The organism is Kluyvera sp., from assembly GCF_965301105.1.
This window is the reverse complement of record NZ_CBDKZX010000015.1, coordinates 32,758-48,773: the sequence shown is the minus strand read 5'-3', so window position 1 is coordinate 48,773 and position 16,016 is coordinate 32,758. Positions and strand designations below refer to the sequence as shown.

Annotated in this window: 15 protein-coding genes and 1 other annotated feature; of the genes, 13 read left to right on the top strand and 2 right to left on the bottom strand. The window is 55.2% G+C overall.

All coding sequences use genetic code 11. From position 1 onward, the window contains the following. Nucleotides 1-4 precede the first annotated feature (4 nt). The 9 genes from dnaN to ACW14G_RS08490 all read left to right on the top strand — a co-directional run bounded on the left by dnaN (nt 5) and on the right by ACW14G_RS08490 (nt 10,918). Nucleotides 5-1,105 carry a DNA polymerase III subunit beta gene (gene dnaN, locus ACW14G_RS08530; protein WP_064540673.1) on the top strand — a complete coding sequence of 367 codons (1,101 nt, stop codon included), beginning with the start codon at nt 5-7 and terminating at the stop codon, nt 1,103-1,105. Next, a complete protein-coding gene (gene recF / locus ACW14G_RS08525; RefSeq protein WP_163447644.1) occupies nt 1,105-2,178 on the top strand; it encodes a DNA replication/repair protein RecF in 1,074 nt (357 codons plus the stop codon). Before dnaN ends, recF begins: the two co-directional genes overlap by 1 nt. Nucleotides 2,179-2,206: 28 nt before the next feature. After that, nucleotides 2,207-4,621, top strand: coding sequence for a DNA topoisomerase (ATP-hydrolyzing) subunit B (gene gyrB, locus ACW14G_RS08520; RefSeq protein WP_167574690.1), 2,415 nt, complete (start codon nt 2,207-2,209; stop codon nt 4,619-4,621). A gap of 131 nt (nt 4,622-4,752) precedes the next feature. After that, nucleotides 4,753-5,154, top strand: coding sequence for a YidB family protein (locus ACW14G_RS08515; protein ID WP_163447646.1), 402 nt, complete (start codon nt 4,753-4,755; stop codon nt 5,152-5,154). A gap of 120 nt (nt 5,155-5,274) precedes the next feature. Then, entirely contained in the window at nt 5,275-6,087 is an 813-nt protein-coding gene (gene yidA / locus ACW14G_RS08510; protein WP_167574691.1) for a sugar-phosphatase, read from the top strand. Nucleotides 6,088-6,393: 306 nt separating this feature from the next. Continuing rightward, nucleotides 6,394-7,380, top strand: a complete 987-nt coding sequence (locus ACW14G_RS08505) for a hypothetical protein (RefSeq protein ID WP_419058326.1) — start codon at nt 6,394-6,396, stop codon at nt 7,378-7,380. Next, a complete protein-coding gene (locus ACW14G_RS08500; protein ID WP_249022541.1) occupies nt 7,377-8,507 on the top strand; it encodes a BamA/TamA family outer membrane protein in 1,131 nt (376 codons plus the stop codon). Before ACW14G_RS08505 ends, ACW14G_RS08500 begins: the two co-directional genes overlap by 4 nt. Beyond that, nucleotides 8,504-9,628: a DUF4056 domain-containing protein gene (locus tag ACW14G_RS08495; RefSeq protein WP_419058321.1), complete on the top strand. Its 1,125-nt coding sequence runs from the start codon at nt 8,504-8,506 to the stop codon at nt 9,626-9,628. The genes ACW14G_RS08500 and ACW14G_RS08495 overlap by 4 nt, the downstream gene beginning before the upstream one ends. Before the next feature lie 63 nt (nt 9,629-9,691). Further along, the gene (locus ACW14G_RS08490; RefSeq protein WP_249022542.1) at nt 9,692-10,918 is read left to right on the top strand and encodes a DUF3748 domain-containing protein; all 1,227 of its coding nucleotides are present in this window, start codon (nt 9,692-9,694) and stop codon (nt 10,916-10,918) included. A 1-nt stretch (nt 10,919) separates the two neighbouring features. On the opposite strand, the gene ACW14G_RS08485 is transcribed toward ACW14G_RS08490, so the two are convergent. Then, the gene (locus ACW14G_RS08485) at nt 10,920-11,252 is read right to left on the bottom strand and encodes a YceK/YidQ family lipoprotein (protein ID WP_223803623.1); all 333 of its coding nucleotides are present in this window, start codon (nt 11,250-11,252) and stop codon (nt 10,920-10,922) included. 240 nt (nt 11,253-11,492) lie between these two features. Next, nucleotides 11,493-11,568: a sequence feature (ROSE (Repression Of Heat Shock gene Expression) occurs in the 5'-region of heat shock genes and acts as an RNA thermometer to modulate expression.), on the top strand. Here ACW14G_RS08485 and ibpA point away from each other — a divergent pair. From ibpA to ACW14G_RS08465, 4 genes are all read left to right on the top strand, one after another. Further along, nucleotides 11,562-11,975 (top strand): small heat shock chaperone IbpA, encoded by a 414-nt coding sequence (gene ibpA / locus ACW14G_RS08480; protein ID WP_015343937.1) that lies wholly within the window; start codon nt 11,562-11,564, stop codon nt 11,973-11,975. (Overlaps the previous feature by 7 nt.) A 93-nt stretch (nt 11,976-12,068) precedes the next feature. Beyond that, nucleotides 12,069-12,497, top strand: a complete 429-nt coding sequence (gene ibpB / locus ACW14G_RS08475; RefSeq protein WP_064540697.1) for a small heat shock chaperone IbpB — start codon at nt 12,069-12,071, stop codon at nt 12,495-12,497. Nucleotides 12,498-12,628: 131 nt separating this feature from the next. Next, a complete protein-coding gene (gene dinD, locus ACW14G_RS08470; RefSeq protein ID WP_419058318.1) occupies nt 12,629-13,453 on the top strand; it encodes a DNA damage-inducible protein D in 825 nt (274 codons plus the stop codon). Nucleotides 13,454-13,555: 102 nt separating this feature from the next. Continuing rightward, nucleotides 13,556-15,217 carry a putative transporter gene (locus tag ACW14G_RS08465; protein ID WP_163447652.1) on the top strand — a complete coding sequence of 554 codons (1,662 nt, stop codon included), beginning with the start codon at nt 13,556-13,558 and terminating at the stop codon, nt 15,215-15,217. Here the strand turns inward: ACW14G_RS08465 and ACW14G_RS08460 are convergent. Next, nucleotides 15,174-15,923, bottom strand: a complete 750-nt coding sequence (locus tag ACW14G_RS08460; RefSeq protein WP_249022544.1) for a GntR family transcriptional regulator — start codon at nt 15,921-15,923, stop codon at nt 15,174-15,176. The genes ACW14G_RS08465 and ACW14G_RS08460 overlap by 44 nt on opposite strands. Between the last annotated feature and the right edge of the window lie 93 nt (nt 15,924-16,016).

The window sequence follows — 16,016 nt, the reverse complement described above, 5'->3', positions numbered from 1 at the left end:
TCCTATGAAATTTACCGTAGAACGTGAACATTTATTAAAACCGTTACAACAGGTGAGTGGCCCGTTAGGCGGGCGTCCGACATTGCCGATTCTGGGTAACCTGTTGCTGCAGGTCGCGGACGGCACGCTGTCGCTGACCGGTACCGATTTGGAAATGGAAATGGTAGCGCGCGTGGCGCTGCTGCAGGCACATGAACCGGGCGCGACTACCGTCCCGGCGCGTAAATTCTTCGATATTTGCCGCGGCTTGCCGGAAGGTGCGGAAATCGCCGTCCAGCTGGAGGGCGACCGTATGCTGGTGCGCTCTGGCCGTAGCCGCTTCTCGCTCTCTACGCTGCCTGCCGCCGACTTCCCGAACCTTGACGACTGGCAGAGCGACGTGGAATTCACGCTACCGCAGGCCACAATGAAACGCCTGATTGAAGCCACCCAGTTCTCGATGGCCCATCAGGATGTGCGTTATTACTTAAACGGTATGCTGTTCGAAACCGAAGGCGAAGAGCTGCGTACCGTGGCGACCGACGGCCACCGTCTGGCGGTCTGCTCTATGCCGGTGGGCCAGTCCCTGCCGAGCCATTCGGTGATCGTGCCGCGTAAAGGCGTCATTGAACTGATGCGTATGCTCGACGGCGGCGATACGCCGCTGCGCGTGCAGATCGGCAGCAACAACATCCGTGCGCACGTTGGCGACTTTATCTTTACTTCCAAGCTGGTTGACGGTCGTTTCCCGGATTATCGCCGCGTATTGCCGAAGAACCCGGATAAACATCTGGAAGCGGGCTGCGATATTCTCAAACAGGCCTTTGCCCGCGCGGCGATTCTCTCGAACGAGAAATTCCGCGGCGTGCGCCTGTACGTCAGCGAAAACCAGCTGAAAATCACCGCCAATAACCCGGAACAGGAAGAAGCGGAAGAGATCCTGGATGTCACCTATCCAGGAACCGAGCTTGAAATCGGTTTTAACGTCAGCTACGTACTGGACGTGCTCAATGCGCTGAAGTGCGAAAATGTGCGCATCATGCTGACTGACTCCGTGTCCAGCGTACAGATTGAAGATGCGGCGTCTCAGAGTGCTGCTTACGTTGTTATGCCAATGAGACTGTAATGTCGCTCACCCGTCTGTTGATCCGCGATTTTCGCAATATTGAAAACGCGGATCTTGCTTTATCCCCCGGCTTTAACTTCCTGGTTGGCGCCAATGGCAGCGGCAAAACCAGCGTGCTGGAAGCCATCTATACGCTCGGCCATGGCCGGGCGTTTCGCAGTTTGCAGATTGGCCGCGTGATTCGCCACGAGCAGGAATCTTTCGTGCTGCATGGTCGTTTACAGGGCGCAGAGCGCGAAACGTCAATCGGCCTGACCAAAGACAAACTGGGTGACAGCAAAGTGCGCATCGACGGCACCGACGGCCACAAGGTTGCCGAGCTGGCGCTGTTGATGCCAATGCAACTGATTACGCCCGAGGGGTTTACTTTACTCAACGGCGGCCCCAAATACAGAAGAGCGTTCCTCGATTGGGGATGCTTCCACAACGAAGCCGGATTCTTCAACGCCTGGAGCAACCTGAAGCGGTTGCTCAAGCAGCGCAATGCCGCGCTGCGCCAGGTGAGCCGCTACGCGCAGCTGCGTCCATGGGATCTCGAACTTATCCCGCTGGCCGAGCAAATCAGCCGCTGGCGGGCGGAATACAGCGCCGGTATCGCCGAAGATATGGCCGATACCTGCCAACAATTTCTTCCGGAGTTCTCTTTGACCTTCTCCTTCCAGCGCGGCTGGGAGAAAGAAACCGATTATGCCGAAGTGCTGGAGAGAAACTTCGAACGCGACCGTATGCTGACCTACACGGCACACGGCCCGCACAAGGCGGACTTCCGCATTCGCGCCGACGGCGCGCCGGTGGAAGACACCTTATCGCGCGGGCAGCTTAAGCTGCTGATGTGCGCGCTACGCCTGGCGCAGGGCGAGTTTCTGACCCGCGAGAGCGGCAGACGCTGCCTGTACCTGATAGATGATTTTGCCTCGGAACTTGACGACGCGCGGCGTGGCCTGCTGGCCAGCCGTTTAAAAGCCACGCAGTCTCAGGTTTTCGTCAGCGCCATTAGCGCTGAACACGTTCTGGACATGTCGGATGAAAATTCGAAGATGTTTACCGTGGAAAAGGGTAAAATAACGGATTAACCCAAGATTAAATGAGCGAGAAACGTTGATGTCGAATTCTTATGACTCCTCCAGTATCAAAGTCCTGAAAGGGCTGGATGCGGTGCGTAAGCGCCCGGGTATGTATATCGGCGACACGGATGACGGCACCGGTCTGCACCACATGGTATTCGAGGTTGTGGATAACGCTATCGACGAAGCGCTCGCTGGTTACTGCAAAGATATCATCGTCACCATCCACAGCGACAACTCTGTCTCCGTACAGGATGATGGCCGCGGCATCCCTACCGGGATTCACCCGGAAGAGGGCGTCTCCGCGGCGGAAGTTATCATGACCGTGCTGCACGCCGGCGGTAAATTCGATGATAACTCCTATAAAGTGTCCGGCGGTCTGCACGGTGTGGGCGTCTCGGTTGTTAACGCCCTGTCCCAGAAGCTGGAGCTGGTTATCCAGCGTGATAACAAAATTCACCGTCAGATCTATGAGCACGGCGTGCCGCAGGCACCGCTGGCGGTTACGGGTGATACCGAAAAAACCGGTACCATGGTGCGTTTCTGGCCGAGCTATGAAACCTTCACCAACGTCACCGAATTCGAATATGACATTCTGGCGAAACGTCTGCGCGAGCTGTCGTTCCTGAACTCCGGCGTGTCCATCCGTCTGCGCGACAAGCGTGACGGCAAAGAAGACCATTTCCACTACGAAGGCGGCATCAAGGCGTTCGTTGAGTACCTCAACAAGAACAAAACGCCGATCCACCCGAATATCTTCTATTTCTCTACCGAAAAAGACGGTATCGGCGTTGAAGTGGCGCTGCAGTGGAACGATGGTTTCCAGGAAAACATCTACTGCTTCACCAACAACATTCCGCAGCGTGACGGCGGTACTCACCTTGCAGGCTTCCGTGCGGCGATGACCCGTACCCTGAACGCCTACATGGACAAAGAAGGCTACAGCAAAAAAGCCAAAGTCAGCGCCACCGGTGATGATGCCCGTGAAGGCCTGATTGCGGTGGTTTCCGTGAAGGTGCCGGATCCGAAGTTCTCCTCGCAGACCAAAGACAAGCTGGTCTCCTCCGAGGTGAAATCGGCGGTTGAACAGCAGATGAACGAACTGCTGGCCGAATACCTGCTGGAAAACCCGTCCGACGCGAAAATCGTGGTCGGCAAGATTATCGATGCGGCGCGTGCCCGTGAAGCGGCGCGTAAAGCCCGTGAAATGACCCGTCGTAAAGGCGCGCTGGACCTCGCTGGCCTGCCGGGCAAACTGGCCGACTGCCAGGAACGCGACCCGGCGCTGTCTGAACTGTACCTCGTGGAAGGGGACTCCGCGGGCGGCTCTGCGAAGCAGGGGCGTAACCGTAAGAACCAGGCGATTCTGCCGCTGAAGGGTAAAATCCTCAACGTTGAGAAAGCGCGCTTCGACAAGATGCTCTCTTCTCAGGAAGTGGCGACGCTGATTACCGCGCTGGGCTGCGGCATCGGTCGCGACGAGTACAACCCGGACAAACTGCGTTACCACAGCATCATCATCATGACCGATGCGGACGTCGACGGCTCGCACATTCGTACGCTGCTGTTGACCTTCTTCTACCGTCAGATGCCGGAAATCGTTGAACGCGGCCATGTCTACATTGCGCAGCCACCGCTGTACAAAGTGAAGAAAGGCAAGCAGGAACAGTACATCAAAGACGACGAAGCGATGGATCAGTACCAGATTTCCATTGCGCTTGATGGCGCAACCCTGCATACCAACGCCAGCGCTCCGGCGTTAGCGGGTGAGCCGCTGGAAAAACTGGTTGCCGAATTCAACGCCACCCAGAAAATGATCAATCGTATGGAACGTCGCTTCCCGAAAGCGCTGCTGAAAGAGCTTATCTATCAGCCAACGCTGGTGGAGGCCGATCTCTCCGACGAACAGAAAGTCACCCGTTGGGTGAACGCGCTGGTGACCGAGCTGAACGAAAAAGAGCAGCACGGCAGCCTGTGGAAGTTTGATATTCAGCACAATGCTGAACAGCAGCAGTTCGAGCCGATTATCCGCGTTCGTACCCACGGCGTGGATACCGACTATGTGCTGGATAGCGAATTCGTTAACGGTGCTGAATACCGTCGTATCTTCACGCTGGGCGAGAAGCTGCGTGGTCTGGTGGAAGAAGATGCGTTCATTGAACGTGGCGAACGTCGTCAACCGGTTGCCAGCTTCGAGCAGGCGCTGGATTGGCTGGTGAAAGAGTCCCGCCGTGGCCTTGCGATTCAGCGTTATAAAGGTCTGGGCGAGATGAACCCGGAACAGCTGTGGGAAACCACCATGGATCCGGACAGCCGTCGCATGCTGCGCGTTACCGTGAAAGACGCGATTGCCGCTGACCAGCTGTTCACCACCCTGATGGGTGATGCCGTTGAGCCGCGTCGTGCGTTTATCGAAGAGAACGCCCTGAAGGCGGCGAACATCGATATCTAATCCGTATCGTAGCCTCGACGTCGGGGAATTAACGCGAAAAACGCCTGAATTTTTTCAGGCGTTTTTTTATGCCTTGCGTACGCGAACTATACTTCACTACGTCTTCTCTTTAGCGTAATTCGAGGTGGAAAATGGGGCTTTTCGATGATGTGGTCGGTTCGCTGCTCAGCGGTGATGCGGGTAAATATCAGGCTATCCTGAGCTGGGTCAACGAGCAGGGGGGAATACAGGCGCTGCTGGAGAAACTGCAAAGCGGCGGGCTGGGTGACATTGTCTCATCTTGGATAAGTAATCAGCAAAATAATCAATCCATTAGCAGCGATCAGGTAGTCTCGGCGCTTGGTACGCCTGCCGTTGCCGATCTCGGTGAAAAGCTCGGTACTGATGCCAGCTCCGCCTCGACGATGCTGGCGGAATACCTGCCGAAAATCGTCGATGCGCTGTCGCCGAAGGGTGAGGTCGATCCGCAGGCGCACAACGACCTGTTATCCGCCGGAATGGACCTGCTCAAGGGCGGTAAGTTATTTGGCTAAGGCCATGTAAAAGGGGAGAACGCGCAACGCGTTGTATCCCCGTTTAAAGCCGCCTTTGCTGCTGTTTTTTGCGCTAAATCGAGTTAGCATGAGGGCAGGCTCATTTAACCTGGGGATCTCATGGCTATTAAACTGATCGCAATCGACATGGACGGAACATTGCTGTTGCCGGACCACACTATCTCTCCTGCAGTGAAAAACGCTCTCGCGGCGGCACGCGCAAAAGGGGTTAACGTGGTTCTGACCACCGGGCGTCCCTACGCTGGCGTGCACAGCTACCTGAAAGAGCTGGGCATGAACGAGCCGGGAGATTACTGCATCACCTACAACGGCGCGCTGGTCCAGAAGGCGGGTGACGGAAGCACCGTGGCGCAGACCGCGCTTAAGTACGATGACTACCGCTTCCTGGAAGAGCTGTCCCGCAAGGTGGGTTCCCACTTCCACGCGCTGGATCGCAACACGCTGTATACCGCCAACCGCGATATCAGCTACTACACGGTGCATGAATCCTTTGTTGCCACTATCCCGCTGGTGTTCTGCGAAGCCGAGAAAATGGATCCGTCTATCGAGTTCCTGAAGGTGATGATGATCGACGAGCCGGCCATCCTCGACAAAGCCATTGCCCGTATTCCGCCGGAAGTGAAAGAAAAATACACCGTGCTGAAGAGCTCGCCGTACTTCCTCGAAATTCTTGATAAGCGCGTCAATAAGGGTACCGGCGTGAAATCGCTGGCCGAGGTGCTGGGTATCAAGCAGGAAGAGATCATGGCCATTGGCGACCAGGAAAACGACATTGCGATGATCGAGTACGCTGGCGTTGGCGTGGCGATGGATAACGCGATTCCGGCAGTCAAAGAAGCGGCGAACTTTGTGACGAAATCGAACCTGGAAGACGGCGTAGCCTGGGCGATTGAGAAGTACGTTCTTTCCTGATAACCGGATGCCCGGCGGCGGCCGGGCAAAACATTAAGATTGTTTTAAAACGCGTATTTGTATTATCAGGTGTGAAATCGCACATAAATCCCCCCAATTAATACCTAAATTCTATACTCTCGCTCCCTCTTTTATCCCCTGGCACATTCTGCCTGCAATTACGCTTTTTCTATGAATAACAAATGCATCTGCCTGGTGCTGATGATGCCATTCTTTATGGTATTTCATACATGGGCCGCAACGGACCCATCCTCAGCCTTAACGCCGCTTTATGGGTATCAGGATGATAACCAGGGCACGACAACGTTGGATAACGCCGCGGTAGAACAGCCGGAAGCCCCGTCGGTTTTACCTTTTTTAGGCGATGAGGCCCGCAAACGCGGTTACGATCTGCCGGAGCCTTTCGGTATTAATATTAACTATATGAATATTCGTCAGAATATTAATGTAGATAGTATCGATTTTACCGGGCTTTCTTTAGATGGCAGAAACCAGGCCGCCATTCAGAATGCGATCTGTTCGAACGCGAAAAAGGGGAAGCTCTGTAATAAAGCGGTGAGTGATGCATTTAATAAGGCTTTTGGTCATGGGCCTGTCTCACTGGATAACGCCTTTGATATTGGAGTGGGCAAAACGCGTGAATCCAGTAAAACGGAAACGCTGAAATTTGATACCTGGTTATTCCCTTTCATGAACGTTTATGGCCTGCTTGGTCATACCGAAGGTCACTCTATTTCACAAATCGCCGTCGGCCTTAAATCGCCAAATGGGAAGGTGGTGCCGCTTCCTCATATGCAGGATCTTGATTTTAAACTCGATTTTAAAGGCACTACCTACGGCGTGGGAACCACGCTGGCTGGTGGCGTAGGCAACTGGTTTGCTGTACTGGATGGCAACTATACCCAGACGCGGTTTGATATCCTGGACGGCAGTATCGATGCCTTCACCTTCTCACCTCGTGTTGGCTACCGCTTTACCACCCCCGAGGTGGAAATGCTGCACCTGCCTTCAGGGAAGCTGAATGTGTGGGTTGGAAGCATGTATCAGGATGTGCAGGAAGAGTTTAAGGGGAGTCTGAACGATCTCACCATGCCTTCGGCGATGCTCCAGAATATGGTGAATTTAGCCAATCAGGACGATAAAGGCCGCTTCGATGTGAAACAACATCTGCAGTCTCCGTGGAACATGCTGGTGGGTGCACAGTACGAAGTGACGCGCAACTTTAACGTCACCACCGAGATCGGCTTCGCGGAACGTAACAGCTTCTTTATCGCCGGAGAATATCGCTTTTGATCCGCGTCGGCTTCCTCTTTTGCCTCTGCCTGTTTGCCTCCCTGACGCAGGCCGCGCTGCCAAGCCGCAGCGAGGTTGACGGCTGGCTGCAAAAGCTAGGAGCCAGCGATAACTTCGATGCCAGCAAAGGTATCGACTGGGGGGTAATGCCGGGGCCGTTCTACACCCCTGAATTAGGGCTGGGGATTGGCACCGCGGTCGTCGGCATGTATCGCCCTGACCCCAACGACACGGTCAGCCAGAACTCAACGTTAACGCTCAGCGGCTATTTTAGCTCAACCGGCGCATTTGGTCTGACGATGCAAAATTATGCCTTTTTCGCCGACGATCGCTGGCGTTTCTTTCTTGATGGCGCGTTGACGGATACCCCCACTTACTACTGGGGGCAGGGGTTTACCGCGGGCGATAAAGACAGTCAGAAAGAACAGTACACCGCGCAGATTCTGGATTTACGTCCCACACTATACCGCCGGCTGGCGCCGAACGTTTACCTTGGCGTCGGCTGGTCGCTGAATGCCCAGCACGCAGCTCAGATGGGCGATAGCGATCCGCCGAAAATAGAGCACACGGCGCAGGGAGCATCGGTGCTGAGTTCCGGCGGCAGTATCGAATTGAGCTGGGATGACCGGGATTTTGTCCCCAACCCGCGTCAGGGGCAGTATGCCGATGTGCGCTATACCCGCTTCACGCCTGACACCGGCAGTGATACCCGCTTTGATGAATATCAGCTGCACTACAGCCGCTACCACTCGCTGGACGATAAAAACGTGCTGGCGTGGGAAATGGATGGCGCGTTTACCCAGGGCGACGTGCCGTGGAGTATGATGCCGCTGCTCGGCAGCAACCAGCGAATGCGCGGTTATTACGAGGGGCGCTATCGGGACAAAAATGCGGTCAGCGGCCAACTGGAATATCGGCGCAAGCTTGACTGGCGGCACGGCGTTGTTGGATGGCTTGGCGCGGGCACTATGGGGCCGTCGTTTCACGCGCTGGATAACGGACGCTGGCTACCCTCGGCGGGCGTCGGCTATCGATTTGAATTCAAACCGCGGGTTAACGTACGGCTGGATTACGGCATCGGCAAAGGCAGCAGCGGGTTCTATTTTCAGGTTGGAGAGGCATTTTGAAGGCGTTTATTCACATCTTTTTGCTTCTGGCGCTGTGCGTCGTCTCACGCAGCTATGCGATGCTGCCGGTACCGCTCGATTTAGCGACGCAGGCGACCGTCCGGGCGACTCGCGCGTGGCCCGCGATGCCACCGCAGCCGTTACCGAAAGGGCTTCGCCCTTGCTGCGCCTTTGGCTATAACCTGCATGCCGCGCTGTGGGGGATATCGGTACCCCTATATCAGTTGGATAACGTGGTAGAGGCGGAGCGTCTTGGGCAGCATCAGTACAATGATAATATGCTGGCAGGATTGGAAAATCTCACCGGTTTAAGTCGTGAGAACAACGGTATCCTTTACACCACCCGCGGAGGGTTTATCGATACCGCGCACGTGCGCGATACGGCGGATATGACGGTGTATCTCTTCAGCCAGCTGCTGCCGAAACTGGGCCAGCCATTTACCCTTGATTTAGATAGCGAACTGGCCCAACGTCGGGTGGTTTTTAATGCTTTCACTCCGCCGTCAGATCCTGCTGAACGCTATACGTTAGCGGCCTGGCTGGCGGCGCATCTGGCGTTTCAGGTGGCGGAGTGGCACGAAATTGCCCAATGGTACGGGTTTGAGTCCGTTCCAGGATTTTCCGAGGGCGTTTCCGCTTTTTCGCCGGAAGATCTCTACTCTAACCTGCTGGGCGCGCGCCTGGCGGTCTCTCTGATCCTGGGCGGGCAAACTGTCTCCCTGGATGTTTATAATGTGGCAATGAGCCAGGCGTTGAACCAGGCGCTGAAGCAGTTTGGCGCGCAGCCTCCGGAAAGCACCCGCTTTCATTTTGATATGCTTGACGGCCATTGGTGGAACAGCCAGAAGCGGGTACCAGAGAAGTATCTGGTGCTAAAGCGCAATTACCAGATGGGTGATAATCGACTGCCAACGCCGGTACCCGGTGAACGGGTGACGCCGCAGCGCTTGATGCTGCCGCATCGCTGGCAGGGAATGGCGCTCAACGCGCTGGGCGAACTGCAGCTCTGGCCGACAACCGATATGGCCCGCTTGCCGCCGCCAGACCGTTATTACACCCAGGTGAATTTTCCAGCGCTGGCGGCCAGCGCGCAGCAGGCGGATAGCCGACAGCGCCGCTAAAAATTATGGAATAACCCGTTCGCGTGGTAAAACCACGAGGTATCTTTCGAACGGGACTCCGCCATGAAACAAATCACCTTTGCGCCGCGCAATCATCAGCTTACCAATACCCGCACCTGGACGCCGGACAGCCAGTGGCTGGTCTACGATGTTCGCCCGTCCGGAGCCTCATTTACTGGCGAAACGATCGAGCGCGTAAACGTCAACAGCGGTGACGTAGAGGTGATTTATCGCGCCCGTGAAGGCGCGCATGTGGGTGTGGTGACGGTGCACCCCAGCGCCGAGCAGTACGTCTTTATTCATGGCCCGGAGAACCCGGACGCGAACTGGCAGTATGATTTCCACCACCGTCGCGGTGTAGTCACGGCGCAGGGTGAAACTCGCAATCTCGATGCGATGGATATTACCGCACCCTACACGCCCGGCGCGCTGCGCGGCGGTAGCCACGTTCACGTCTACAGCCCCTGCGGGCAGTTTGTCAGCTTCACCTACAACGATCACGTGATGCACGAATACGACCCGGCGCAGGACCTGCGTAATGTCGGCGTCGCCGTACCTTATGGCCCGGTTGCGCCCCGTGGGCAGCATCCGCGGGAATACGGCGGTAGCCACTGGTGCGTGCTGGTCAGTCGGACGACCGCCAAACCGCAGCCCGGCAGCGATGACATCAACCGCGCGTATGAAGAGGGGTGGGTCGGCTCGCAGGCGCTGGCGTTCATTGGCGATACTGTTTCGCTTGCCGGAGAGAAAGTGCCGGAGCTGTTCATCGTTGAGTTGCCGTCTGACGAGCAGGGCTGGAAACAGGCGGGCGATGCGCCGCTGCAGGGGACCAACACTACGCTTCCTGCGCCGCCGGCAGGCGTTCGCCAGCGACGGCTAACCTTCACGCATCATCGTGCTTTTCCCGGGCTGGTAAACGTTCCGCGCCACTGGGTGCGCAGCCATCCGCAGGGCACGCAGATTGCCTTCTTAATGCGTGATGACAGCGGTGTCGTGCAGTTGTGGTTAATCTCGCCACACGGTGGCGAACCGCGCCAGCTGACGCACAATACCTCCGACATTCAGTCGGCGTTTAACTGGCATCCCTCCGGAAACGGACTGGGCATAGTGCTGGAAGGGCGTATTGCCTGGTGCGATGCGAAAAGCGGTGAAATCACCTTTTTAACTGACCACCACGCCAATCCACCATCGGCGGATGCGGTGGTGTTCTCGCCCGACGGACGATCGATTGCCTGGATGGAAGAAACGGCTGGCTTTCGCCAGCTGTGGGTAACCGGAACTGGCTACTGAGTTACTGTGCGGGCATCGAGGCCGGCGGGATCACCGAATTGGTGGCCAGCGTCTCCTGCTCGCTCTTTTCGACCCGCGAACGGACCGAACTGTCCTTGCGGAAGAAGTCCCACGGCAACAGCACGGTATCCATCACCGCCGTAAACGGCATATCAAGGGCGACCAGTGATTTGGTGGCCCAGCCGTTATCACTGTCGCTCAGCATTTCCGCGCTGGCGCGCGTGCCGGGATAAGTGCCTTCTTTGCCGCCGGTATGCGACATGACGCTGGAACATCCTCCTGACAGGAAGATTCCCCCTACCAACGCCGTTTTAATCAGCAGATTTTTCATCATGAGCTCTTCGTTGTTATGAGCATAAAAAAGCTCCTCCATCGGGTTATAGCCACCCGTTGCCAAAATAGAAAGCCCAGGCTTACCGCTCTGTGGCGGCTGTCGCAATTTGGCCTTTCGTGCTCTCACCCAGTGTAAGCCTTCTCCGGGAAAGTGCAAAAAAAGTCAGACACTGGGGCTTGAAAAAGGTTCTTTCCCCCTCATTTTATAGGTGTAGCCGGGAAGAACACGCCTGCGGGGTGTTCGGGCTTCACGACCTGTCCACGATGGAAGGTCCACTATTTCTCGCTGATTTTCAGGAGCTATTTGATTATGCGTAACTTCGACTTGTCCCCGTTATACCGTTCTGCCATCGGTTTTGATCGCCTGTTCAACCTGTTAGAAAACAATCAAACGCAAAGCAACGGCGGCTACCCTCCGTACAACGTTGAACTGGTAGACGAAAATCACTATCGCATCGCGATTGCCGTGGCCGGTTTTGCCGAAAGCGAGCTGGAAATTACCGCCCAGGACAACATGCTGGTGGTGAAAGGCGCGCATGCCGCAGAACAAAAAGAACGGACTTATCTCTATCAAGGTATTGCCGAGCGCAACTTTGAACGCAAATTCCAGTTAGCGGAAAACATCCACGTGCGTGGCGCTAACCTGGTGAACGGCCTGCTGTATATCGAACTGGAACGCGTGATTCCGGAAGCGAACAAACCGCGCCGTATCGAAATTAACTAATTCCTGCGGGCCGCCCGTGCGGCCCTGTGCATCAACTGGCTTGCCGATTGGGAGCCGGAAGGTATTTACTCGCTTCTTAGAAGGAGAAACACAATGCGTAACTACGATTTATCCCCTCTGCTGCGTCAATGGATCGGCTTCGACAAACTGGCGAATGCGCTGCAAAGCAGCAGCGAAGGTCAGAGCTTCCCGCCGTACAACATCGAAAAAAGCGACGATAACCACTACCGCATTACGCTGGCGTTAGCGGGATTCCGTCAGGAAGATCTGGACGTACAGCTGGAAGGTACTCGCCTGACCGTTAAGGGCACGCCGCAGCCACAGGAAAAAGAGACCAAATGGCTGCACCAGGGGCTGGTGATGCAAGCCTTTAGCCTGAGCTTTACCCTTGCGGAAAATATGGAAGTCTCCGGCGCCACCTTTACTAACGGCTTGCTGCATATCGATTTAACCCGCAACGAGCCGGAAGCTATCGCTCCGCAGCGCATCGCCATTAGCGAGCGCCCGGCGCTGAATAGCTAACGCTATTTGCCCAATTAGCCCCGAGAAATCGGGGCTTTTTTTTGCGTGTGACGCCTCATTAATCCCCCTTGCTGCAACGCGTGTTTCAGATTAAAAAATGATCACATTCAATCAAGACAAAAGGACATGTTATGAACGATCACCAACCCTTTGAGGCAATAAAACAAATCGGGGATAACGGCATGGAGTTCTGGTCGGCTAGAGCGCTATCTAAGTTGCTTGAATACTCTGAATTTCGCCATTTTTCACCGGTTTTAGTTCGGGCAACTGAGGCATGTATTAACAGTGGTCAGGCGGTTCAGGACCATTTCGAGGAGAGCCTCGCTATGGTGAAAATAGGCTCGGGAGCACAGCGGGAATTGAGGGACGTGAAGCTATCTCGCTACGCCTGTTATCTGGTTGTACAAAATGGCGATCCGTCCAAACCGGTTATCGCTGCCGGGCAAACCTATTTCGCTTTGCAAACCCGACGTCAGGAGCTTCAGGACGACAATGCCTTTAAGTCTCTACGGGAAGATGAGAAGCGCCTTTTTCTGCGCAATGAGCTTAAAGAACACAATAAACACCTGGTGGAAACGGCCCAGCAGGCAGGGGTTGAAACCGCGCTTGATTTCGCAATCTTCCAGAACCATGGCTACAAAGGTCTTTATGGTGGTCTTGATCAGAAAGCCATTCACGAGCGTAAAGGTTTGAAGAAAAGCCAGAAAATCCTCGACCATATGGGTTCAACTGAGTTAGCCGCCAATCTATTTCGCGCAACTCAAACCGAAGAAAAGCTCCGTCGCGATGAAGTGGATAGCAAGCAAATCGCCAATCAAACCCACTACGAAGTGGGTCAGAAAGTGCGTCAGACTATTCAGGATCTCGGTGGCACCATGCCTGAATCACTTCCGTCCCCCGAGAAAAGTATCCAGCAATTACAAATCGCTGCTAAGGGAAAAGCGGTGCCCAAATAGCGAGCCCCATTTGGCTGAGTAATGTGCGCCGCACTACATACAACCCCCCACAACTCAGACATAATCCATAGTGTTATTAATGTTATTCACAGGGAACATACTATGAGTGATATAGCATTGACGGTCAGCGTACTGGCTCTGGTGGCGGTGGTCGGACTGTGGATTGGTAATATCAAAATTCGCGGCATTGGTTTTGGCATTGGCGGCGTGCTGTTTGGTGGGATTATCGTCGGCCACTTTGTCGATCAGGCGGGGATTACCCTGAGCAGCCCGATGCTGCATTTCATTCAGGAATTCGGCCTGATTCTGTTCGTCTACACTATTGGTATTCAGGTGGGGCCTGGTTTTTTTGCCTCGCTGCGCGTCTCCGGCCTGCGGCTGAATCTCTTCGCTATTCTGATTGTCATCCTCGGTGGTCTGGTCACCACGGTGCTGCATAAAATCTTCGCTATTCCGCTTCCCGTGGTGCTGGGCATTTTCTCCGGCGCGGTCACCAACACCCCCGCGTTAGGGGCCGGGCAGCAAATACTGCGCGATCTCGGCGAGCCGTTCAGCGTGGTCGATCAAATGGGGATGAGCTATGCCATGGCCTACCCGTTTGGTATCTGCGGCATTTTGCTGACCATGTGGCTGGTGCGCCTGTTCTTTCGTATTAACGTAGAAAAAGAGGCTCAACAGTTTGACGAACAGGCCGGTTCCGGCCATTCGCACCTCAAAACCATCAACATTCGCGTCGAAAATACGAACCTGAATCGCATGGCGATTCAGGATATCCCGGTCATCAATAGCGATAACATTATCTGTTCGCGGCTGAAACGGGGTGAAACGCTGATGGTGCCGTCGCCGACGACGCTGATTGAAACCGGGGACCTGCTGCACCTGGTGGGGGAAGCGGCGGATCTGCATAACGCGCAGCTGGTGATCGGTAAAGAGGTGGAGACCTCGCTGTCGACGCGTGGGACCGACCTGAAGGTGGAAAGGGTCGTTGTGACCAACGAGAAGGTTTTGGGCAAGAAAATCCGCGATCTGCACTATAAGCAGCGCTATGACGTAGTCATCTCACGCCTGAATCGTGCGGGGGTGGAGCTGGTTGCCAGCAGCAATGCCAGCCTGCAGTTTGGCGATATCCTCAATCTGGTTGGCCGCCCTGCGGCGATCGATGCCGTAGCGTCAGAGCTGGGTAACGCACAGCAGAAATTGCAGCAGGTGCAGATGCTGCCGGTGTTTATCGGCATCGGACTCGGCGTACTGCTTGGCTCCGTGCCGCTGTTTATTCCCGGTTTCCCGGTGGCATTGAAGTTGGGGCTCGCGGGCGGGCCGCTGATTATGGCGCTGATCCTCGGTCGTATCGGCAGCATCGGCAAGCTCTACTGGTTTATGCCGCCGAGCGCTAACCTGGCGTTGCGCGAACTGGGGATTGTGCTGTTCCTCTCGGTGGTGGGGCTGAAGTCCGGCGGCGATTTTGTTGCAACGCTGATTCACGGCGAAGGGCTAAGCTGGATTGGCTACGGGATTTTTATCACCGGTATCCCGCTGCTGACGGTTGGCATTCTGGCGCGAATTTTCGCCAAAATGAACTACCTGACCCTGTGCGGCATGCTGGCTGGTTCCATGACCGACCCTCCGGCGCTGGCCTTTGCCAACAACCTGCACGCGACCAGCGGCGCGGCCGCGCTCTCCTATGCCACGGTGTATCCGCTGGTGATGTTCCTGCGCATTATCACGCCTCAGCTGCTGGCGGTATTGTTCTGGGGGATGGGTTAACGGCCTGTACGCGACGTAGGTGGTAATCCACCTGATATTCACTGGCGTTGCGGAACATCACGGAATAGTTAAGAAACTCGCCGCTGTCGCTGTAGGAAAGGGAGGTGATACGCAGCAGCGGCGTCTGTTCCGGGACATTCAGGCACTGTGCCAGCTGTTTATCGGCCAGCACGGGCGCCAGACTCTCATAGTTGCCGCTGATGGTGAGCCCGCAATCTTTCTCAATGTAATCAAACTTAGAGCCCTCCAGATGCACCAGTGACAGGTTACGGAACAGCTTCACCGGCATATAGCTGTCCTCCAGCATCAGCGGTTTACCATCCACGTAGCGCACCCGGCGCGAGAAATAGATCCGTTCGTTAATCTGAATTCTTAGCTGGCTGGCAATCGCTGGCGGTGCGGGCATCATCTCAAAAATCAAAACCTTGCTGGCCACCTCTTTCCCTTGTTGGCGCAGTATCTCCGCCAGGCCGGTGAGATTAGTGGTTTCATGGTGAATATCTTTATGCGCCACATAGGTTCCACTGCCGTGCCGTCTGACAACCAGTCCCCACTCAATGAGCAAGTCGATGGCTTTTCGAATGGTCATCCGCGCGACGCCGAACTCTTCCGCCAGCTTTTTCTCACCCGGCAACGGGCTACCAATATTGAAATCTGATGAGTTAAGCCGTAAACGCAATCTGTCGGCAATGGATTTATAGATCACAACCAGACCTCTTATCGTCTCTGGAACGAAATTAATGAACCACTGTTTCTTATTTAAAACTAATTCATTACAGATAATTAGGCTGCTACAGCC